At 62.6% G+C, this 16,346-nt stretch carries 20 protein-coding genes and 4 pseudogenes; 22 read left to right on the top strand and 2 right to left on the bottom strand.

The features are described from left to right. The 10 genes and pseudogenes from narH to BN1189_RS05205 form a co-directional block, all read left to right on the top strand. Nucleotides 1-229: pseudogene (narH, locus tag BN1189_RS05250) on the top strand (nitrate reductase subunit beta); the annotation flags it as partial. Further along, on the top strand, nucleotides 222-797 hold the full coding sequence (narJ, locus tag BN1189_RS05245) for a nitrate reductase molybdenum cofactor assembly chaperone (RefSeq protein ID WP_040226211.1): 576 nt from the start codon (nucleotides 222-224) through the stop codon (nucleotides 795-797). The pseudogene narH and the gene narJ, both read left to right, overlap by 8 nt. After that, nucleotides 784-1,470, top strand: a complete 687-nt coding sequence (gene narI / locus BN1189_RS05240; RefSeq protein WP_040226209.1) for a respiratory nitrate reductase subunit gamma — start codon at nucleotides 784-786, stop codon at nucleotides 1,468-1,470. Before narJ ends, narI begins: the two co-directional genes overlap by 14 nt. Nucleotides 1,471-1,521: 51 nt before the next feature. Next, entirely contained in the window at nucleotides 1,522-1,983 is a 462-nt protein-coding gene (locus tag BN1189_RS05235; RefSeq protein ID WP_040226208.1) for a GAF domain-containing protein, read from the top strand. A 32-nt stretch (nucleotides 1,984-2,015) separates the two neighbouring features. Next, entirely contained in the window at nucleotides 2,016-3,059 is a 1,044-nt protein-coding gene (locus tag BN1189_RS05230; protein ID WP_052455655.1) for a sensor histidine kinase, read from the top strand. Between the two features lies 1 nt (nucleotide 3,060). Further along, nucleotides 3,061-3,708 carry a response regulator transcription factor gene (locus BN1189_RS05225; RefSeq protein ID WP_040226226.1) on the top strand — a complete coding sequence of 216 codons (648 nt, stop codon included), beginning with the start codon at nucleotides 3,061-3,063 and terminating at the stop codon, nucleotides 3,706-3,708. A gap of 24 nt (nucleotides 3,709-3,732) precedes the next feature. After that, nucleotides 3,733-4,260 (top strand): hemerythrin domain-containing protein, encoded by a 528-nt coding sequence (locus tag BN1189_RS05220; protein WP_040226206.1) that lies wholly within the window; start codon nucleotides 3,733-3,735, stop codon nucleotides 4,258-4,260. A gap of 271 nt (nucleotides 4,261-4,531) precedes the next feature. Further along, the gene (locus BN1189_RS05215) at nucleotides 4,532-6,049 is read left to right on the top strand and encodes a nitrate/nitrite transporter (RefSeq protein WP_040226204.1); all 1,518 of its coding nucleotides are present in this window, start codon (nucleotides 4,532-4,534) and stop codon (nucleotides 6,047-6,049) included. A 33-nt stretch (nucleotides 6,050-6,082) separates the two neighbouring features. Continuing rightward, on the top strand, nucleotides 6,083-7,102 hold the full coding sequence (locus BN1189_RS05210; RefSeq protein WP_040226203.1) for a ThiF family adenylyltransferase: 1,020 nt from the start codon (nucleotides 6,083-6,085) through the stop codon (nucleotides 7,100-7,102). An 18-nt stretch (nucleotides 7,103-7,120) separates the two neighbouring features. After that, nucleotides 7,121-7,645: a MogA/MoaB family molybdenum cofactor biosynthesis protein gene (locus BN1189_RS05205; protein ID WP_040226201.1), complete on the top strand. Its 525-nt coding sequence runs from the start codon at nucleotides 7,121-7,123 to the stop codon at nucleotides 7,643-7,645. Between the two features lie 103 nt (nucleotides 7,646-7,748). Here the strand turns inward: BN1189_RS05205 and moaC (BN1189_RS05200) are convergent, their stop codons facing one another. Next, on the bottom strand, nucleotides 7,749-8,237 hold the full coding sequence (gene moaC, locus BN1189_RS05200) for a cyclic pyranopterin monophosphate synthase MoaC (RefSeq protein ID WP_040226198.1): 489 nt from the start codon (nucleotides 8,235-8,237) through the stop codon (nucleotides 7,749-7,751). Between the two features lie 69 nt (nucleotides 8,238-8,306). On the opposite strand from moaC (BN1189_RS05200), the gene BN1189_RS05195 reads away from it, so the two are divergent. The 10 genes and pseudogenes from BN1189_RS05195 to BN1189_RS05155 all read left to right on the top strand — a co-directional run bounded on the left by BN1189_RS05195 (nucleotide 8,307) and on the right by BN1189_RS05155 (nucleotide 14,217). Then, on the top strand, nucleotides 8,307-9,551 hold the full coding sequence (locus BN1189_RS05195; RefSeq protein ID WP_040226196.1) for a molybdopterin molybdotransferase MoeA: 1,245 nt from the start codon (nucleotides 8,307-8,309) through the stop codon (nucleotides 9,549-9,551). Next, nucleotides 9,539-10,060 (top strand): molybdopterin-guanine dinucleotide biosynthesis protein B, encoded by a 522-nt coding sequence (gene mobB, locus BN1189_RS05190; protein WP_052455651.1) that lies wholly within the window; start codon nucleotides 9,539-9,541, stop codon nucleotides 10,058-10,060. Before BN1189_RS05195 ends, mobB begins: the two co-directional genes overlap by 13 nt. Beyond that, nucleotides 10,047-10,487, top strand: a complete 441-nt coding sequence (locus BN1189_RS05185; RefSeq protein ID WP_040226140.1) for a molybdenum cofactor biosynthesis protein MoaE — start codon at nucleotides 10,047-10,049, stop codon at nucleotides 10,485-10,487. Before mobB ends, BN1189_RS05185 begins: the two co-directional genes overlap by 14 nt. After that, nucleotides 10,484-10,717, top strand: a complete 234-nt coding sequence (moaD, locus tag BN1189_RS05180) for a molybdopterin converting factor subunit 1 (protein ID WP_040226139.1) — start codon at nucleotides 10,484-10,486, stop codon at nucleotides 10,715-10,717. Before BN1189_RS05185 ends, moaD begins: the two co-directional genes overlap by 4 nt. After that, complete coding sequence (locus BN1189_RS16420) at nucleotides 10,717-11,148, top strand: molybdenum cofactor guanylyltransferase (RefSeq protein WP_257125377.1); 432 nt, start codon at nucleotides 10,717-10,719, stop codon at nucleotides 11,146-11,148. Before moaD ends, BN1189_RS16420 begins: the two co-directional genes overlap by 1 nt. Continuing rightward, nucleotides 11,034-11,588 (top strand): annotated as a pseudogene (locus BN1189_RS05175) (ThiF family adenylyltransferase); the annotation flags it as partial. The gene BN1189_RS16420 and the pseudogene BN1189_RS05175, both read left to right, overlap by 115 nt. 69 nt (nucleotides 11,589-11,657) lie before the next feature. After that, a pseudogene (locus BN1189_RS16415) lies at nucleotides 11,658-11,843 on the top strand (MogA/MoaB family molybdenum cofactor biosynthesis protein); the annotation flags it as partial. A gap of 58 nt (nucleotides 11,844-11,901) precedes the next feature. Beyond that, nucleotides 11,902-12,621 (top strand): annotated as a pseudogene (locus BN1189_RS05165) (PAS domain S-box protein); the annotation flags it as partial. Nucleotides 12,622-12,654: 33 nt separating this feature from the next. Further along, a complete protein-coding gene (locus BN1189_RS05160) occupies nucleotides 12,655-13,674 on the top strand; it encodes a ThiF family adenylyltransferase (protein ID WP_040226203.1) in 1,020 nt (339 codons plus the stop codon). 18 nt (nucleotides 13,675-13,692) lie between these two features. Continuing rightward, on the top strand, nucleotides 13,693-14,217 hold the full coding sequence (locus BN1189_RS05155; protein ID WP_040226201.1) for a MogA/MoaB family molybdenum cofactor biosynthesis protein: 525 nt from the start codon (nucleotides 13,693-13,695) through the stop codon (nucleotides 14,215-14,217). Nucleotides 14,218-14,320: 103 nt separating this feature from the next. On the opposite strand, the gene moaC (BN1189_RS05150) is transcribed toward BN1189_RS05155, so the two are convergent. Then, complete coding sequence (gene moaC / locus BN1189_RS05150; protein WP_040226198.1) at nucleotides 14,321-14,809, bottom strand: cyclic pyranopterin monophosphate synthase MoaC; 489 nt, start codon at nucleotides 14,807-14,809, stop codon at nucleotides 14,321-14,323. 69 nt (nucleotides 14,810-14,878) lie between these two features. On the opposite strand from moaC (BN1189_RS05150), the gene BN1189_RS05145 reads away from it, so the two are divergent. Beyond that, nucleotides 14,879-16,123 carry a molybdopterin molybdotransferase MoeA gene (locus BN1189_RS05145; protein WP_040226196.1) on the top strand — a complete coding sequence of 415 codons (1,245 nt, stop codon included), beginning with the start codon at nucleotides 14,879-14,881 and terminating at the stop codon, nucleotides 16,121-16,123. Beyond that, nucleotides 16,111-16,346: molybdopterin-guanine dinucleotide biosynthesis protein B (locus tag BN1189_RS05140; RefSeq protein WP_143242255.1), on the top strand; the 236-nt coding region annotated here is incomplete at its 3' end. The genes BN1189_RS05145 and BN1189_RS05140, both read left to right, overlap by 13 nt.

Here is a 16,346-nt window from a genome sequence, read left to right as displayed (position 1 = left end):
GTACGAAGACCGCTTCGTCATCCCGACTTCACACAAGGAAAGCCGGGAGAGCGGCTACGATATGCAGGGTTCCGCGGGCTTCGGAAGCGGCACGATGGGCACCGGCCAGATGGGCACGGGCGGAGCGGGCTGCGACGGCTGCGGACCGGCAAGCCCGGCCGCGACGGAAATGAAGACCGGCAAGGAAATCTATGAAGAGAACTTCTATGGGGGAATCTGGCGTGATTGATAATCGGAAGCTGTATACGTACAAGGAGTCATTCGGCTTCTTCGCAGATCAGCTGATCTGGCCCGAACGGCGGAACTTCAGCCGGGAACTCATCGAGGAGGCGTTCGGCGGGGATCACCCCGCCCGGCGCCTTGCCCTCGAATACGGCAACCGGATGGAGGCTTTCGGTCTTGATGAGATCCAGGAGATGTACACGGCGACGTTCGACTTCCAGAAGGACTGCGCGCTTTACATGACCTGGTTCAAATTCGAAGATGCCCGCGAACGGGGGCAGATGCTCGCCAAGCTGAAGGTGCTCTACGAAATGTACGGCCTGGAGATGCCGGATGAGGAGCTGTCCGACTACCTTCCGCTCATGCTGGAATTCCTGTATGCCGCCGAGTGGCTGGATGATCCGCGCACGCCGGACAGTTTCCGCATCCTCATGGCGGTCCTGGAAGACGGGACGTATCATCTCGTAAAAGCGCTGGAAAAGGAGGAAAGTCCGTATTTCCATCTCGTCAAGGGACTGCGGGAAACGTTCAAAGCTTGCATAGAACAGGAGGCGCCCGCCCATGAGCATGGTTGATCAATTCCTCTGGGTGATCTTTCCGTACATCTGCATCGTGATCTTCATCGTCGGGCATATTTACCGCTACCGCACCGACAAGTTCCACTGGACGGCCAAGTCCAGCGAATTCATCGAGAAAAAGCAGCTCATGGCCGGAAGCCTGCTGTTCCATCTCGGCATCATCCCGGTCATCCTCGGCCATATTTCCGGCCTCGGCATTCCAAAATCCTGGATGCATGCGCTCGGCGTCAGTGATCATCTGTACCATCTCGGGGCCCTGTGGATCGGCGGGTTCTTCGGGTTCGTGACGCTGCTCGGCATGATCATCCTGACGTACCGCCGCTTCTCGATCAAGAGCGTGCGCAAGCTGAGCACGGCGTCCGATCTGGTCGTCAATACGCTTCTGCTGTTCATCGTCTTCATGGGGATGTACGCGACACTCGTGACGAATGCGACGACCCCTTCGTTCGACTACCGGGACACGATTTCGGTCTGGTTCCGGGACCTGTTCCTGCTGCGGCCGGATGCTTCCTATATGCTGGGCGTCCCGCTGTCGTTCAAGATCCACGCGCTCACGGGATTCGCCATTTTCGCCTTCTGGCCGTTCACCCGGCTTGTCCATGTCTGGAGCGTTCCGCTGTCCTATACCGGCAGAAGTTATATCCTGTACAGAAAACACAAGGTGAATTAAGCTAAAGGGAAGAAAATGCCGACTTTCCGGCGGAAACGGGAGAGTATTTAAATGGACAATAATCTGATCTACCAGACGTTGGTCGACGGACTCCGGGAACGGTTCGGCTTCGATTTCTGCGCCCTCGCCCTGGAGGAGGATTCGCTGAGCCAGTACGCGATCAAGTGGCGGGTCGCATCCGGCAATCTGAACGGACGCTACCGGCGGATCGTGCTGAAGAAGGGCAGGGGCGTCGCCGGGACGGTCTTCAAGACCGGCAAGCCGATCCTCGTGCAGTCGATCGATCCCGACCGGCATGCAATCGGCCTGTTTGATTATCCGATTGTCGCGTCCGAACGGCTGACAAGCTGCGGAGCGGTCCCCCTCTGGAACGGAGGCAGGATCTCCGGCGTCCTGCTCGGCGGTTTCCGGGACGGGCGGGCGGAAGTGACCGAAGACCAGATCCGGGAACTTCTCTACGTCCTGCCGGAGGGCCTGCCGGGTTTTGACGGGAAGGAGCTGACCCGCCTTTGAATCCAGTAAGCGAGGACCGGCTCCGGGAACTCATGATGAAGCTGTTTGACAACAGCGCCGAAGCGATCCTGTTCTTCGACCGTGACGGCAGGGCGCTTGCGGCGAACCCCGCGGCGGAGGAAATCCTGGACGAGGAAGTGCTGGAGGCGCTTCTGGAAGGGGAGGACGGGGCCATCTGCCGGGCGTGCGCCGGCTACACGAATGAATACGGGTACCGCTCCTGCCACAACTGCTATTTCCATCATCCGGACCAGAATGACTTCACATCCTTCCAGGTGTATCTGCAGTCGAAGGGCAAAGGGCTCGTCCCGTATACATCTTCGTTCCATACCGTCGACCCCGAAGAGAATATCCGGGTCTTCCTGCTCCGGGATATGACGCGTCAATTCAAGACGCAGGAGAGGCTGTACGAAAACAAGATGATGAAGCATGTCATCGATGCCCAGGAGAACGAGCGCAAGCGCATCTCCCGCGAGCTGCATGACGGCGTGGCGCAGGAACTGCTGAGCGCGGTCGTCGACCTCCGGGTGCTGAAATATCTGTCGGATGATGCGGAACTGCTTGGAAAGGTTCGCCAGACAGAGGCGGCCCTTTCCCGTCTTTTGGAAGATATCCGGAACCTGTCCGTCGAGCTCCGTCCAGCCGCGCTGGACGATCTCGGGCTGGATGCGGCATTCCGCACGCACTTCAAGCGGATTGACGAAAACTACGGGGTCCTTGTAAACTACCGGGCCGAACTGACGGGCCGGCGCTTTTCCAGCGAGATCGAGACCGTCATTTACCGGGTCTGCCAGGAAGCCATCCTCAATGCGGTGAAGTATGCGGATGTCGACACGGTTGACGTCAATTTGTCGGAACGGGGAGGCCGGCTGTTCCTGGCCGTCACCGACAGGGGCAGGGGATTCTCGCCGGGAAGCCGGCCCGCCGGCACGGGCCTCGGCCTGTACGGCATGAGCGAACGCGCCGAACTGGTCGGCGGGATGCTGGACGTCGAGTCGTTTCCGGGCAAGGGGACGACGGTCCGGCTGAACGTCCCCGCACTGGCTGCAGAAGAGGGAGGGATGGCCGATGGGTAAGATCTCCATTGTCATTGCGGATGACCATGCCGTCGTCCGGAGCGGGTTCTCCATGATCCTGAACTTCCAGGAGGATATGGAAGTCGTCGCCACTGCAGCCGACGGCCTGGAGGCGCATGCCATGGTCGCGAGGCATGCCCCGGATCTGCTCATCATGGACCTGAGCATGCCGCCGGGCGAAAGCGGACTGATCGCGACCGGGAAGATCCGGGAAGAATTTCCGGATACGAAAATCCTCATCCTCACGATGTATGATGATGAGGAGTACCTATTCCACGTGCTGAAGAGCGGGGCGGCGGGCTACATGCTCAAAAACGCCCCGGACGAGGAGCTGCTGCTCGCCATCCGCACGATCCACAGGGGTGGGACTTACATCCACCCGAAGATGGCGACTTCACTCGTCCGCGAATTCATCCGGTCCGATCAGAAGGTAAGTTCCGACGATCCGTTCGAAGTGCTGTCCAAGCGTGAAGTGGAAATCCTCCCGCTCGTCGCAAAGGGATACGGCAACAAGGAAATCGCCGAGATGCTCTTCATTTCCGTGAAGACGGTCGAAGCGCATAAGGCGAAGATCATGGAAAAGCTCGGCCTGAAGACACGGCCGGAACTCGTTGAATATGCATTGAAAAAGAAACTGCTGAATTTCTGAAACCGTTCGGGGGTGCTTGGAGAAATGGGAAGCGTACAGCTTCAATTCACGGAACCGGCGATGCGGATCCTGGAGAACGAACATCGGTTCCTCATGTATCTGGGAGAGGAATGGCATGCCATCGTCCTCCGGTTCGAGCGCGAGGAAGACATGGAGAAGGACACCGCGGCCGCATTGCTGAAAGAGCTCCGGCAGAAAGTCGTGGCTTTCATCGATCCGCTGAAAAACCATACGGACAAGGAAGAGGCCCACTTCTTTCCGTTGCTCGGCGACTATATCGGCTTTGAACAGGGACCGATCGTCGGCATCCAGGAAGAGCATGCCGAACTCGACGGCTACATCGGCCATTTCCTGCACCACACCCGCGGCGATCTCCGCGGACTCTCGATGGAACAGATCCGGTCCGCGGTGAGTGACGCGGGCGAAGCGTTCGAAGTGCTCACCGTCCACTTCATGAAGGAAGAGACGGTCCTGTTCCCGATGGCCGAACGGCTCATGGGCGCGAAGGATTTCGACGCGCTGGCGGAAAAACTCAACACGAAGATCATTTGACCGACAGCTGCCGCTCTCCCGCCCGGAGCGGCTTTTCTTCGTGCTTGGCGACAGCTCGGCGGATGTTTTCGGGCAGGCCGTCCACATTCGGCACAGGACCGGGCCGTCCAGGTTTTAATTCCCGCCCGGCCAGTTCCGGGGATTGAGGGATTCCCCGGACAGGGAAAGGGGACTCCCCTATACAAGGGTGATGGTCTGTGAGGGTAAACTTAGGTTAATAGGAACCAAGGCAACACCTGCAATGAAAACATCATTCAAGTAGGTGAATCTCATGATCAAGAAGATGCAGCTCCCGCTGCAGACGGCCAACCTCGTCGTCGGATTCATGGTGTGGGTCATCCTGTCCTCGCTCATCTCATTCATCACCGAGGACATCGCAATTCCTCCGGAGCGGCTCGCCATCGTCACCGCCGTGCCGGTCGTGCTCGGTTCGATCCTGCGCATCCCGCTCGGCTACTACGCGAACTTCATCGGTGCGCGGATCATCTTCATGCTGAGTTTCGTGCTGCTCCTCTTCCCGGTCTGGTACATCAGCGAAGCGGACTCCTTCACGGACCTGATCGTCGGGGGGCTCATCCTCGGGGTCGGCGGCGCAGTCTTCTCCGTCGGGGTCACATCGCTTCCGAAATACTATCCGAAAGAAAAGCACGGCCTCGTGAACGGGATCTACGGAGCGGGGAACATCGGGACGGCGATCACGACATTCGCCGCGCCGATCATCGCCAACTCGATCGGCTGGCAGTCGACGATCAAGCTGTACCTGATCCTGCTGCTCGCATTCGCCATCCTGAACTTCTTCCTCGGCGACCGCAAGGAACCGAAGCCGGAAGTGAAGGTCCCGATGTTCAAACAGATCCGGGGCATCTCGGGGAATTCCAGGCTTTGGCTGTTTTCCCTGTTCTATTTCATCACGTTCGGTTCGTTCGTCGCCTTCACCGTTTATCTTCCGAACTTCCTCGTCGGGAACTTCGGGCTCGAGAAAGTCGACGCCGGGATCCGCACGGCGGTGTTCATCGCCGTCGCGACATTCCTGCGTCCGGTCGGCGGGTGGCTCGCCGACAAGTTCCAGCCGCTCTTCCTGCTGATCGGCACGTTCGCGGTCTACACGGCGGCGGCGATCGTCCTCGCGTTCTCGCCGTCGATCGGCCTGTACACGGTCGGCAGCCTCGCCATCGCGCTGAGCGCGGGGATCGGCAACGGGGTCATCTTCAAGCTGGTGCCGTTCTACTTCAGCAAGCAGGCCGGCATCGCCAACGGTTTCGTCTCGATGATGGGCGGACTCGGCGGATTCTTCCCGCCCCTCATGCTCTCGGCCATCTACTCGGTCACCGGCCAGTATTCGATCGGGTTCATGCTGCTCTCCCAGGTGGCGCTCGCCAGCCTCGTGCTCGTCGTCTGGATGTACTATCAGGACCGGCTGTCGCTCCAGGCGGAAGTGTTCCGCTCCACCGGCCAGGGCGTGCTCGTGACCGACGTCTCGGGGACGATCAGGGCGGTCAACCCGGCGTTCACGAAGCTCACCGGCTATTCGGAGGACGAGGCGATCGGGGAAAACCCGCGCATCCTTTCGTCGGGACGGCAGTCGAAGGACTTCTATGACGCCATGTGGAAAGAGATTAAAGAAGACGGCATGTGGCAGGGCGAGATCTGGAACAAGCGGAAAAGCGGCGAAGAGTATCTGCAGTGGCTGAACATTTCCGCCGTCCGTGACGAGACGGGCGAGGATGTCCGCTACGTCGCCACATTCAGCGACATCACGAAAGAGCACGGAGCGGCCGTCCGGTCTTAACGGACGGCCCTTCGGCCATTAGGGGGAAGATCCATGGACGGCCGCTATTCAAGACAGACATTATTCAGCCCGGTCGGCGAAGAAGGCCAGCGGGAGATCGGGGAGGCGACCGTCGCCGTCATCGGATGCGGGGCGCTCGGTTCCGCCATTTCGGAGACGCTCGTCCGTGCCGGGATCGGGGAGCTGCTGCTCGTCGACCGCGACTACGTCGAGCTGTCGAATCTGCAGCGCCAGCAACTGTTCACGGAGGAGGACGCCCGGCAGATGCTGCCGAAAGTCGTCGCAGCCGAGCGCCGGCTGCGGGAGATCCGCCGCGACGTGAACATCAGCACATGGATCCGGAATGCGGACGGGCCGCTCATGGAGGAACTGGCCCGGCGGAGTGCGGTCATCATGGACGCGACGGACAATTTCGAGACCCGGCTCCTCATCAACGATGCCGCGGCCAAGCACGGCATCCCGTGGATCCACGGCGCCTGCGTCGGCAGTTCGGGGACGGTCTTTCCGTTCGTACCCGGCCGCTCGGCATGCTTCAGGTGTCTGCTCCCGGTCTTGCCGGCGGTCAACGCGACGTGTGACACGGCGGGCATCATCCCGCCGGCCGTGTCGGTGACCGCCGCGCTCCAATGCGCGGAAGCGATGAAATGGCTCACCGGCAACCGGGACTCCGTGCGGCGGAAGGTGCATCACTTCGATCTCTGGTCGAATGAACAGCTGGACATCGGTGTTTCCCGGATCCAAAATCCGGAGTGCGAGACGTGCGGAAGTTCGCCGGTTTATCCGGAGCTCGCCCCGCGCGCGGCGGGGAGCACGGCCGTCCTCTGCGGCCGCGATGCGGTCCAGATCCTGCCCGACCCGGCGCGGCCGATCACACTCGATGCGGGCGAGGCAATCGGCCGGAGGCTCGGCGGCAAGACGCGGCGCACGCCGTACTTTGTCGAGTTCCGGGCATTCGGCCGGCGGCTCGTGCTGTTCGGGGACGGCCGGCTCCTCATCCACGGAGCGAAGACATCGGACGAGGGCCGGACGCTTTACCACCGGCTGTTCGGATGAACTGAAGGAGGGGTTCGCTTGGCACATGGAAAAGATGCGGAAGGACCGATCGGGATCGCCGTCCTGACGGTGAGCGATACGAGGACCGAATCAGATGACACCACGGGGGCGCTCATCGTGCAGCTCGCGGAAGAGGCCGGCCTCCAAGTCATGGAGCGCGGCTGGGTGAGGGACGATCCGGATGAAATCCGGGAGCGGCTGTCCGGCTGGCTTCTGAACAGGGGTGTCGATGCGGTGATCACGACCGGAGGCACCGGAATCGCGGGCCGCGATGTGACGATCGAATCGGTCCGTCCGATGTTTACAAAGGAAATCGACGGGTTCGGCGAGCTGTTCCGGTATTTGAGCTTCACCGAGGACGTCGGCACGAAGGCGCTTCTGAGCCGCGCGGCGGCGGGCGTCTGCACCGACAAGGCGGTGTTCGTCCTGCCGGGATCGCGCGGCGCCGTCCGCCTCGCGATGGAACGTCTCATCCTGCCTGAAATCCGCCATATCGTGTCAGAACTGCGAAAAGACAGGCCGGGCGCGGAGAGGAATCTGTAGATTCGGGCGGTCTATCTTTAGGTTCAGGCAGTCTAGAAAGCATAGCTACATATTCACCCGTTCCGGCAATCAAAAAAACCGCCACGCGGGCGGTTTTCCAGAATCATGTCCTTCGGTAATCGCCCGATTTGCCGCCGGTTTTCTCGAGCAGCATCGTCGGGCCGATGATCATGTCTTTGCCGGCGGCTTTGCACATGTCATAGATGGTAAGCGCGGCGGCGGAGGCAGCGGTGAGGGCTTCCATCTCGACGCCGGTCTGGCCTTTCGTCTTGACGGTCGCTTCGAGCAGCACTTCGTAGCGGCCCGCCGCTTCGTCGATATTCCATTCGAATGAAATGTCGATCGCCTTGAGCGGGAGCGGGTGGCACATCGGGATGATTTGGGCGGTGTTTTTCGCTGCCATGATGCCCGCGACCTGGGCAACGCCGAACACGTCGCCTTTCTTGTTCGTGCCTTCCGCGATCTGGCGGTGGATCCGTTCATTCACGAGGACTGAAGTCTTGGCCGTCGCGGTCCGGACGGTCTCCTCCTTGCCGGAGACGTCGACCATGCGGGCGCGGCCCTGTTCGTTGAAATGGGTGAGATCGGACATGGGGCTCATCCTTTCGGTATGATGGAGTCAATGATATGAGTATAGCATGGGAAATGGGAGGCGGTCGGAATGGTGGAGATTCGAAAACCGATACCGGTGTCGGAAGCGGTGGAGCGGGTGATCGCCCGTGCGGAAAAGACGGGGACGGAGAAGGTACCGCTCGGGGAAAGCACCGGGCGGATCCTCGCCGGGCCGGTCCGCGCAACCCACCCGGTCCCGCCGTTCGACCGATCGCCGTATGACGGGTTCGCCGTCCGCTCGCAGGACACAAAAGGCGCGTCCGGTGACAGCCGCATTTTGTTCCGCGTCATCGATGAGATCGGGGCCGGGCACGTTTCGGAGAAGACGGTCGGCGAGCGGGAGGCGGTCCGCATCATGACCGGTGCACCGATCCCGGACGGCGCCGATGCGGTCGTCATGTTCGAGCAGACGTCCGGCGAAGGGGCCGGATTTACAATCCGGAAGCCGTTCGATCCGCTTGAAAACGTTTCGCTGAAGGGGGAGGACCTCGAGGAAGGCGAAGAAGTCGTGCCGGCGGGTGCCTTCATCCACCCGGGGACCATCGCGGTGCTGGCGACATTCGGCTACGCCGAAGTGGAAGTGGCGAGGCGTCCCGTCGTCGGGATCCTCGCGACCGGGACGGAGCTGCTCTACGTGTCCGAGCCGCTCGCGCCGGGCAAGATCCGCAACAGCAACGGGCCGATGGTGATGGCGCAGCTCCGCCGGATGGGCATTCCGTACCGGACGTACGGCGCGCAGGCCGATGACCTCGACAGTGTCGTCCAAACCGTGGAAAAGGCGGTTGCCGAGACGGACGCCGTCATCACGACCGGCGGCGTCTCGGTCGGCGACTACGATTTTCTTCCGGCCGTCTATGAGCGGCTCGGCGCGGACGTGCTGTTCAACAAAGTCGCCATGCGGCCGGGCAGCGTGACGACGGTCGCGGCGGGCGGCGGGAAGTTCCTGTTCGGCCTGTCGGGCAATCCGTCCGCCTGCTTCACCGGTTTCGAGCTGTTCGTCCGTCCGGCACTGCTCAGGATGATGGGTGCCCGGAAGCCGTTCCTGCCGCATACGAAAGCGGTGCTCGGCGAGGACTTCACAAAAGCGAATCCGTTCACCCGTTTCATCCGTGCAGTCTACGACGGCAAGACGGCGTCGCCCGCCGGGTTCAATAAATCCAATGCGGTCTCCTCGATCGCACGGGGCAATGCGCTCATCGTCCTCCCGGGCGGATCGCGCGGCTTCAGGAAAGGTGATGAAGTCGACGTCTTACTGCTTGGCGTTGAAGAGGGGAGTCCCGGGTGGATGAAGTGAGGGTGCTCCAGGTCGCCGGGTTCAAAAACAGCGGAAAGACGACGCTCGTCCGGGAACTGATCGCAGAAGCCCGCCTGATGGGCCTGCGCGCTGCCGCCGTGAAGCACCACGGCCACGGCGGCCCGCCCGAAATGCCTCCGCCGGACACCGACAGCATGCAGTTTTTCTCCGGCGGGGCCGTCGCATCCGCCGTCTCGGGCGGCGGAGTCGTCCAGCTTCACCTGGAAACGGACGAAGACGGGCCCGGCCCGCTCATCCGTCTCGCGGCTGCGGCCGGGCCTGACATCGTGCTGGTCGAAGGATTCAAGGACGCCGATCTTGAAAAAATCGTGATCGCCCGTTCCGCGGAGGACTGGCAGGAGCTGAAAGGGCTCAAAAACATCGTTCTTGCCGTCGTGCCCGGCGGGATCCGGACAGGGACGGCATCCGCCGAATGGGGAAACAAAGAAGAGATCCGCGGCTGGTTCGGCCGCTGGTGGGAAGGGGGAACGGGCCATGTCCGTCTTTGAAATCGTCAAGGAACCGATTGATCCGCAGCACTACGCAACACTCGTCCTTCGTCCGGAAGCGGGCGCCGTCGTGCTGTTCACCGGCCATGTGCGGGAATGGACGAAGGGCATCCGCACGCTCTTCTTGTCTTACGACGCCTACGTGCCGATGGCCGAGAAGAAGATGGCGCAGATCGGGCGGGAAATCGGGGAGAAGTGGGAAGGCACGCGGGTCGCGATCGCCCACCGGATCGGCGAACTCGCCGTCGGGGAGATCGCCGTCGTCATTGCAGTCTCCTCGCCGCACCGGAAAGCCGCCTACGAGGCGAACGAATACGCAATCGAGCGCATCAAGCAGGACGTGCCGATCTGGAAAAAGGAGATCTGGGAAACCGGAGAACAGTGGATCGGCGACCAGAACAGGAAACCGGAGGTGCAGAAGAGATGATCAAGCTGCTTTACTTTGCCGGCGTCCGCGAACTGACCGGCAGGGCGGATGAGGAAGCCGATCTCGCCGGCCGCTCCGTCGAGGAACTGTGGCAGTGGGCGGAGGAAAGATACCCGGGCATCCGCGAAGGCGGCGCCCGCATCGCCGTCAACGAAGAATACGCGTTGCCGGACGACGTGGTCGCTGCCGGCGACACCGCCGCATTCATTCCGCCGGTGAGCGGCGGCTGATGACGGCCGGACTCGTCCTCGCCGGCGGGAAGTCCCGGCGGTTCGGCTCGCCGAAGGCATTTGCGGTCCTGGACGGCAAGCCGTTCTGGCAGCACGCTTCGGATGCCCTGCACGGGGGCGGCTGCCGGCCTGTCCTGATCTCGGCGCACCCCGAACATCTCGGCGGATTCGGCAGCCGCTTCGAGCCGGTCATAGACGTCCCGGAGTTTGCCGGGGACGGCCCGCTTGCCGGGATTTATTCGGCGATGATGGCCTGTCCGTCGGAGCGCTTCGCCGTGCTGCCGTGCGACATGCCGTTCGCCGGTCCGGAAGAANGGTCTTTCCGTTCGTACCCGGCCGCTCGGCATGCTTCAGGTGTCTGCTCCCGGTCTTGCCGGCGGTCAACGCGACGTGTGACACGGCGGGCATCATCCCGCCGGCCGTGTCGGTGACCGCCGCGCTCCAATGCGCGGAAGCGATGAAATGGCTCACCGGCAACCGGGACTCCGTGCGGCGGAAGGTGCATCACTTCGATCTCTGGTCGAATGAACAGCTGGACATCGGTGTTTCCCGGATCCAAAATCCGGAGTGCGAGACGTGCGGAAGTTCGCCGGTTTATCCGGAGCTCGCCCCGCGCGCGGCGGGGAGCACGGCCGTCCTCTGCGGCCGCGATGCGGTCCAGATCCTGCCCGACCCGGCGCGGCCGATCACACTCGATGCGGGCGAGGCAATCGGCCGGAGGCTCGGCGGCAAGACGCGGCGCACGCCGTACTTTGTCGAGTTCCGGGCATTCGGCCGGCGGCTCGTGCTGTTCGGGGACGGCCGGCTCCTCATCCACGGAGCGAAGACATCGGACGAGGGCCGGACGCTTTACCACCGGCTGTTCGGATGAACTGAAGGAGGGGTTCGCTTGGCACATGGAAAAGATGCGGAAGGACCGATCGGGATCGCCGTCCTGACGGTGAGCGATACGAGGACCGAATCAGATGACACCACGGGGGCGCTCATCGTGCAGCTCGCGGAAGAGGCCGGCCTCCAAGTCATGGAGCGCGGCTGGGTGAGGGACGATCCGGATGAAATCCGGGAGCGGCTGTCCGGCTGGCTTCTGAACAGGGGTGTCGATGCGGTGATCACGACCGGAGGCACCGGAATCGCGGGCCGCGATGTGACGATCGAATCGGTCCGTCCGATGTTTACAAAGGAANCCGCTCTTCCTGCTGATCGGCACGTTCGCGGTCTACACGGCGGCGGCGATCGTCCTCGCGTTCTCGCCGTCGATCGGCCTGTACACGGTCGGCAGCCTCGCCATCGCGCTGAGCGCGGGGATCGGCAACGGGGTCATCTTCAAGCTGGTGCCGTTCTACTTCAGCAAGCAGGCCGGCATCGCCAACGGTTTCGTCTCGATGATGGGCGGACTCGGCGGATTCTTCCCGCCCCTCATGCTCTCGGCCATCTACTCGGTCACCGGCCAGTATTCGATCGGGTTCATGCTGCTCTCCCAGGTGGCGCTCGCCAGCCTCGTGCTCGTCGTCTGGATGTACTATCAGGACCGGCTGTCGCTCCAGGCGGAAGTGTTCCGCTCCACCGGCCAGGGCGTGCTCGTGACCGACGTCTCGGGGACGATCAGGGCGGTCAACCCGGCGTTCACGAAGCTCACCGGCTATTCGGAGGACGAGGCGATCGGGGAAAACCCGCGCATCCTTTCGTCGGGACGGCAGTCGAAGGACTTCTATGACGCCATGTGGAAAGAGATTAAAGAAGACGGCATGTGGCAGGGCGAGATCTGGAACAAGCGGAAAAGCGGCGAAGAGTATCTGCAGTGGCTGAACATTTCCGCCGTCCGTGACGAGACGGGCGAGGATGTCCGCTACGTCGCCACATTCAGCGACATCACGAAAGAGCACGGAGCGGCCGTCCGGTCTTAACGGACGGCCCTTCGGCCATTAGGGGGAAGATCCATGGACGGCCGCTATTCAAGACAGACATTATTCAGCCCGGTCGGCGAAGAAGGCCAGCGGGAGATCGGGGAGGCGACCGTCGCCGTCATCGGATGCGGGGCGCTCGGTTCCGCCATTTCGGAGACGCTCGTCCGTGCCGGGATCGGGGAGCTGCTGCTCGTCGACCGCGACTACGTCGAGCTGTCGAATCTGCAGCGCCAGCAACTGTTCACGGAGGAGGACGCCCGGCAGATGCTGCCGAAAGTCGTCGCAGCCGAGCGCCGGCTGCGGGAGATCCGCCGCGACGTGAACATCAGCACATGGATCCGGAATGCGGACGGGCCGCTCATGGAGGAACTGGCCCGGCGGAGTGCGGTCATCATGGACGCGACGGACAATTTCGAGACCCGGCTCCTCATCAACGATGCCGCGGCCAAGCACGGCATCCCGTGGATCCACGGCGCCTGCGTCGGCAGTTCGGGGACGGTCTTTCCGTTCGTACCCGGCCGCTCGGCATGCTTCAGGTGTCTGCTCCCGGTCTTGCCGGCGGTCAACGCGACGTGTGACACGGCGGGCATCATCCCGCCGGCCGTGTCGGTGACCGCCGCGCTCCAATGCGCGGAAGCGATGAAATGGCTCACCGGCAACCGGGACTCCGTGCGGCGGAAGGTGCATCACTTCGATCTCTGGTCGAATGAACAGCTGGACATCGGTGTTTCCCGGATCCAAAATCCGGAGTGCGAGACGTGCGGAAGTTCGCCGGTTTATCCGGAGCTCGCCCCGCGCGCGGCGGGGAGCACGGCCGTCCTCTGCGGCCGCGATGCGGTCCAGATCCTGCCCGACCCGGCGCGGCCGATCACACTCGATGCGGGCGAGGCAATCGGCCGGAGGCTCGGCGGCAAGACGCGGCGCACGCCGTACTTTGTCGAGTTCCGGGCATTCGGCCGGCGGCTCGTGCTGTTCGGGGACGGCCGGCTCCTCATCCACGGAGCGAAGACATCGGACGAGGGCCGGACGCTTTACCACCGGCTGTTCGGATGAACTGAAGGAGGGGTTCGCTTGGCACATGGAAAAGATGCGGAAGGACCGATCGGGATCGCCGTCCTGACGGTGAGCGATACGAGGACCGAATCAGATGACACCACGGGGGCGCTCATCGTGCAGCTCGCGGAAGAGGCCGGCCTCCAAGTCATGGAGCGCGGCTGGGTGAGGGACGATCCGGATGAAATCCGGGAGCGGCTGTCCGGCTGGCTTCTGAACAGGGGTGTCGATGCGGTGATCACGACCGGAGGCACCGGAATCGCGGGCCGCGATGTGACGATCGAATCGGTCCGTCCGATGTTTACAAAGGAAATCGACGGGTTCGGCGAGCTGTTCCGGTATTTGAGCTTCACCGAGGACGTCGGCACGAAGGCGCTTCTGAGCCGCGCGGCGGCGGGCGTCTGCACCGACAAGGCGGTGTTCGTCCTGCCGGGATCGCGCGGCGCCGTCCGCCTCGCGATGGAACGTCTCATCCTGCCTGAAATCCGCCATATCGTGTCAGAACTGCGAAAAGACAGGCCGGGCGCGGAGAGGAATCTGTAGATTCGGGCGGTCTATCTTTAGGTTCAGGCAGTCTAGAAAGCATAGCTACATATTCACCCGTTCCGGCAATCAAAAAAACCGCCACGCGGGCGGTTTTCCAGAATCATGTCCTTCGGTAATCGCCCGATTTGCCGCCGGTTTTCTCGAGCAGCATCGTCGGGCCGATGATCATGTCTTTGCCGGCGGCTTTGCACATGTCATAGATGGTAAGCGCGGCGGCGGAGGCAGCGGTGAGGGCTTCCATCTCGACGCCGGTCTGGCCTTTCGTCTTGACGGTCGCTTCGAGCAGCACTTCGTAGCGGCCCGCCGCTTCGTCGATATTCCATTCGAATGAAATGTCGATCGCCTTGAGCGGGAGCGGGTGGCACATCGGGATGATTTGGGCGGTGTTTTTCGCTGCCATGATGCCCGCGACCTGGGCAACGCCGAACACGTCGCCTTTCTTGTTCGTGCCTTCCGCGATCTGGCGGTGGATCCGTTCATTCACGAGGACTGAAGTCTTGGCCGTCGCGGTCCGGACGGTCTCCTCCTTGCCGGAGACGTCGACCATGCGGGCGCGGCCCTGTTCGTTGAAATGGGTGAGATCGGACATGGGGCTCATCCTTTCGGTATGATGGAGTCAATGATATGAGTATAGCATGGGAAATGGGAGGCGGTCGGAATGGTGGAGATTCGAAAACCGATACCGGTGTCGGAAGCGGTGGAGCGGGTGATCGCCCGTGCGGAAAAGACGGGGACGGAGAAGGTACCGCTCGGGGAAAGCACCGGGCGGATCCTCGCCGGGCCGGTCCGCGCAACCCACCCGGTCCCGCCGTTCGACCGATCGCCGTATGACGGGTTCGCCGTCCGCTCGCAGGACACAAAAGGCGCGTCCGGTGACAGCCGCATTTTGTTCCGCGTCATCGATGAGATCGGGGCCGGGCACGTTTCGGAGAAGACGGTCGGCGAGCGGGAGGCGGTCCGCATCATGACCGGTGCACCGATCCCGGACGGCGCCGATGCGGTCGTCATGTTCGAGCAGACGTCCGGCGAAGGGGCCGGATTTACAATCCGGAAGCCGTTCGATCCGCTTGAAAACGTTTCGCTGAAGGGGGAGGACCTCGAGGAAGGCGAAGAAGTCGTGCCGGCGGGTGCCTTCATCCACCCGGGGACCATCGCGGTGCTGGCGACATTCGGCTACGCCGAAGTGGAAGTGGCGAGGCGTCCCGTCGTCGGGATCCTCGCGACCGGGACGGAGCTGCTCTACGTGTCCGAGCCGCTCGCGCCGGGCAAGATCCGCAACAGCAACGGGCCGATGGTGATGGCGCAGCTCCGCCGGATGGGCATTCCGTACCGGACGTACGGCGCGCAGGCCGATGACCTCGACAGTGTCGTCCAAACCGTGGAAAAGGCGGTTGCCGAGACGGACGCCGTCATCACGACCGGCGGCGTCTCGGTCGGCGACTACGATTTTCTTCCGGCCGTCTATGAGCGGCTCGGCGCGGACGTGCTGTTCAACAAAGTCGCCATGCGGCCGGGCAGCGTGACGACGGTCGCGGCGGGCGGCGGGAAGTTCCTGTTCGGCCTGTCGGGCAATCCGTCCGCCTGCTTCACCGGTTTCGAGCTGTTCGTCCGTCCGGCACTGCTCAGGATGATGGGTGCCCGGAAGCCGTTCCTGCCGCATACGAAAGCGGTGCTCGGCGAGGACTTCACAAAAGCGAATCCGTTCACCCGTTTCATCCGTGCAGTCTACGACGGCAAGACGGCGTCGCCCGCCGGGTTCAATAAATCCAATGCGGTCTCCTCGATCGCACGGGGCAATGCGCTCATCGTCCTCCCGGGCGGATCGCGCGGCTTCAGGAAAGGTGATGAAGTCGACGTCTTACTGCTTGGCGTTGAAGAGGGGAGTCCCGGGTGGATGAAGTGAGGGTGCTCCAGGTCGCCGGGTTCAAAAACAGCGGAAAGACGACGCTCGTCCGGGAACTGATCGCAGAAGCCCGCCTGATGGGCCTGCGCGCTGCCGCCGTGAAGCACCACGGCCACGGCGGCCCGCCCGAAATGCCTCCGCCGGACACCGACAGCATGCAGTTTTTCTCCGGCGGGGCCGTCGCATCCGCCGTCTCGGGCGGCGGAGTCGTCCAGCTTCACCT

The sequence above is a fragment of the Bhargavaea cecembensis genome (assembly GCF_000826125.2).
Taxonomy (GTDB): domain Bacteria; phylum Bacillota; class Bacilli; order Bacillales_A; family Planococcaceae; genus Bhargavaea; species Bhargavaea cecembensis_B.
The sequence above is the reverse complement of the archived record's forward strand: the minus strand, read 5'-3'. Positions and strand labels throughout refer to the sequence as shown.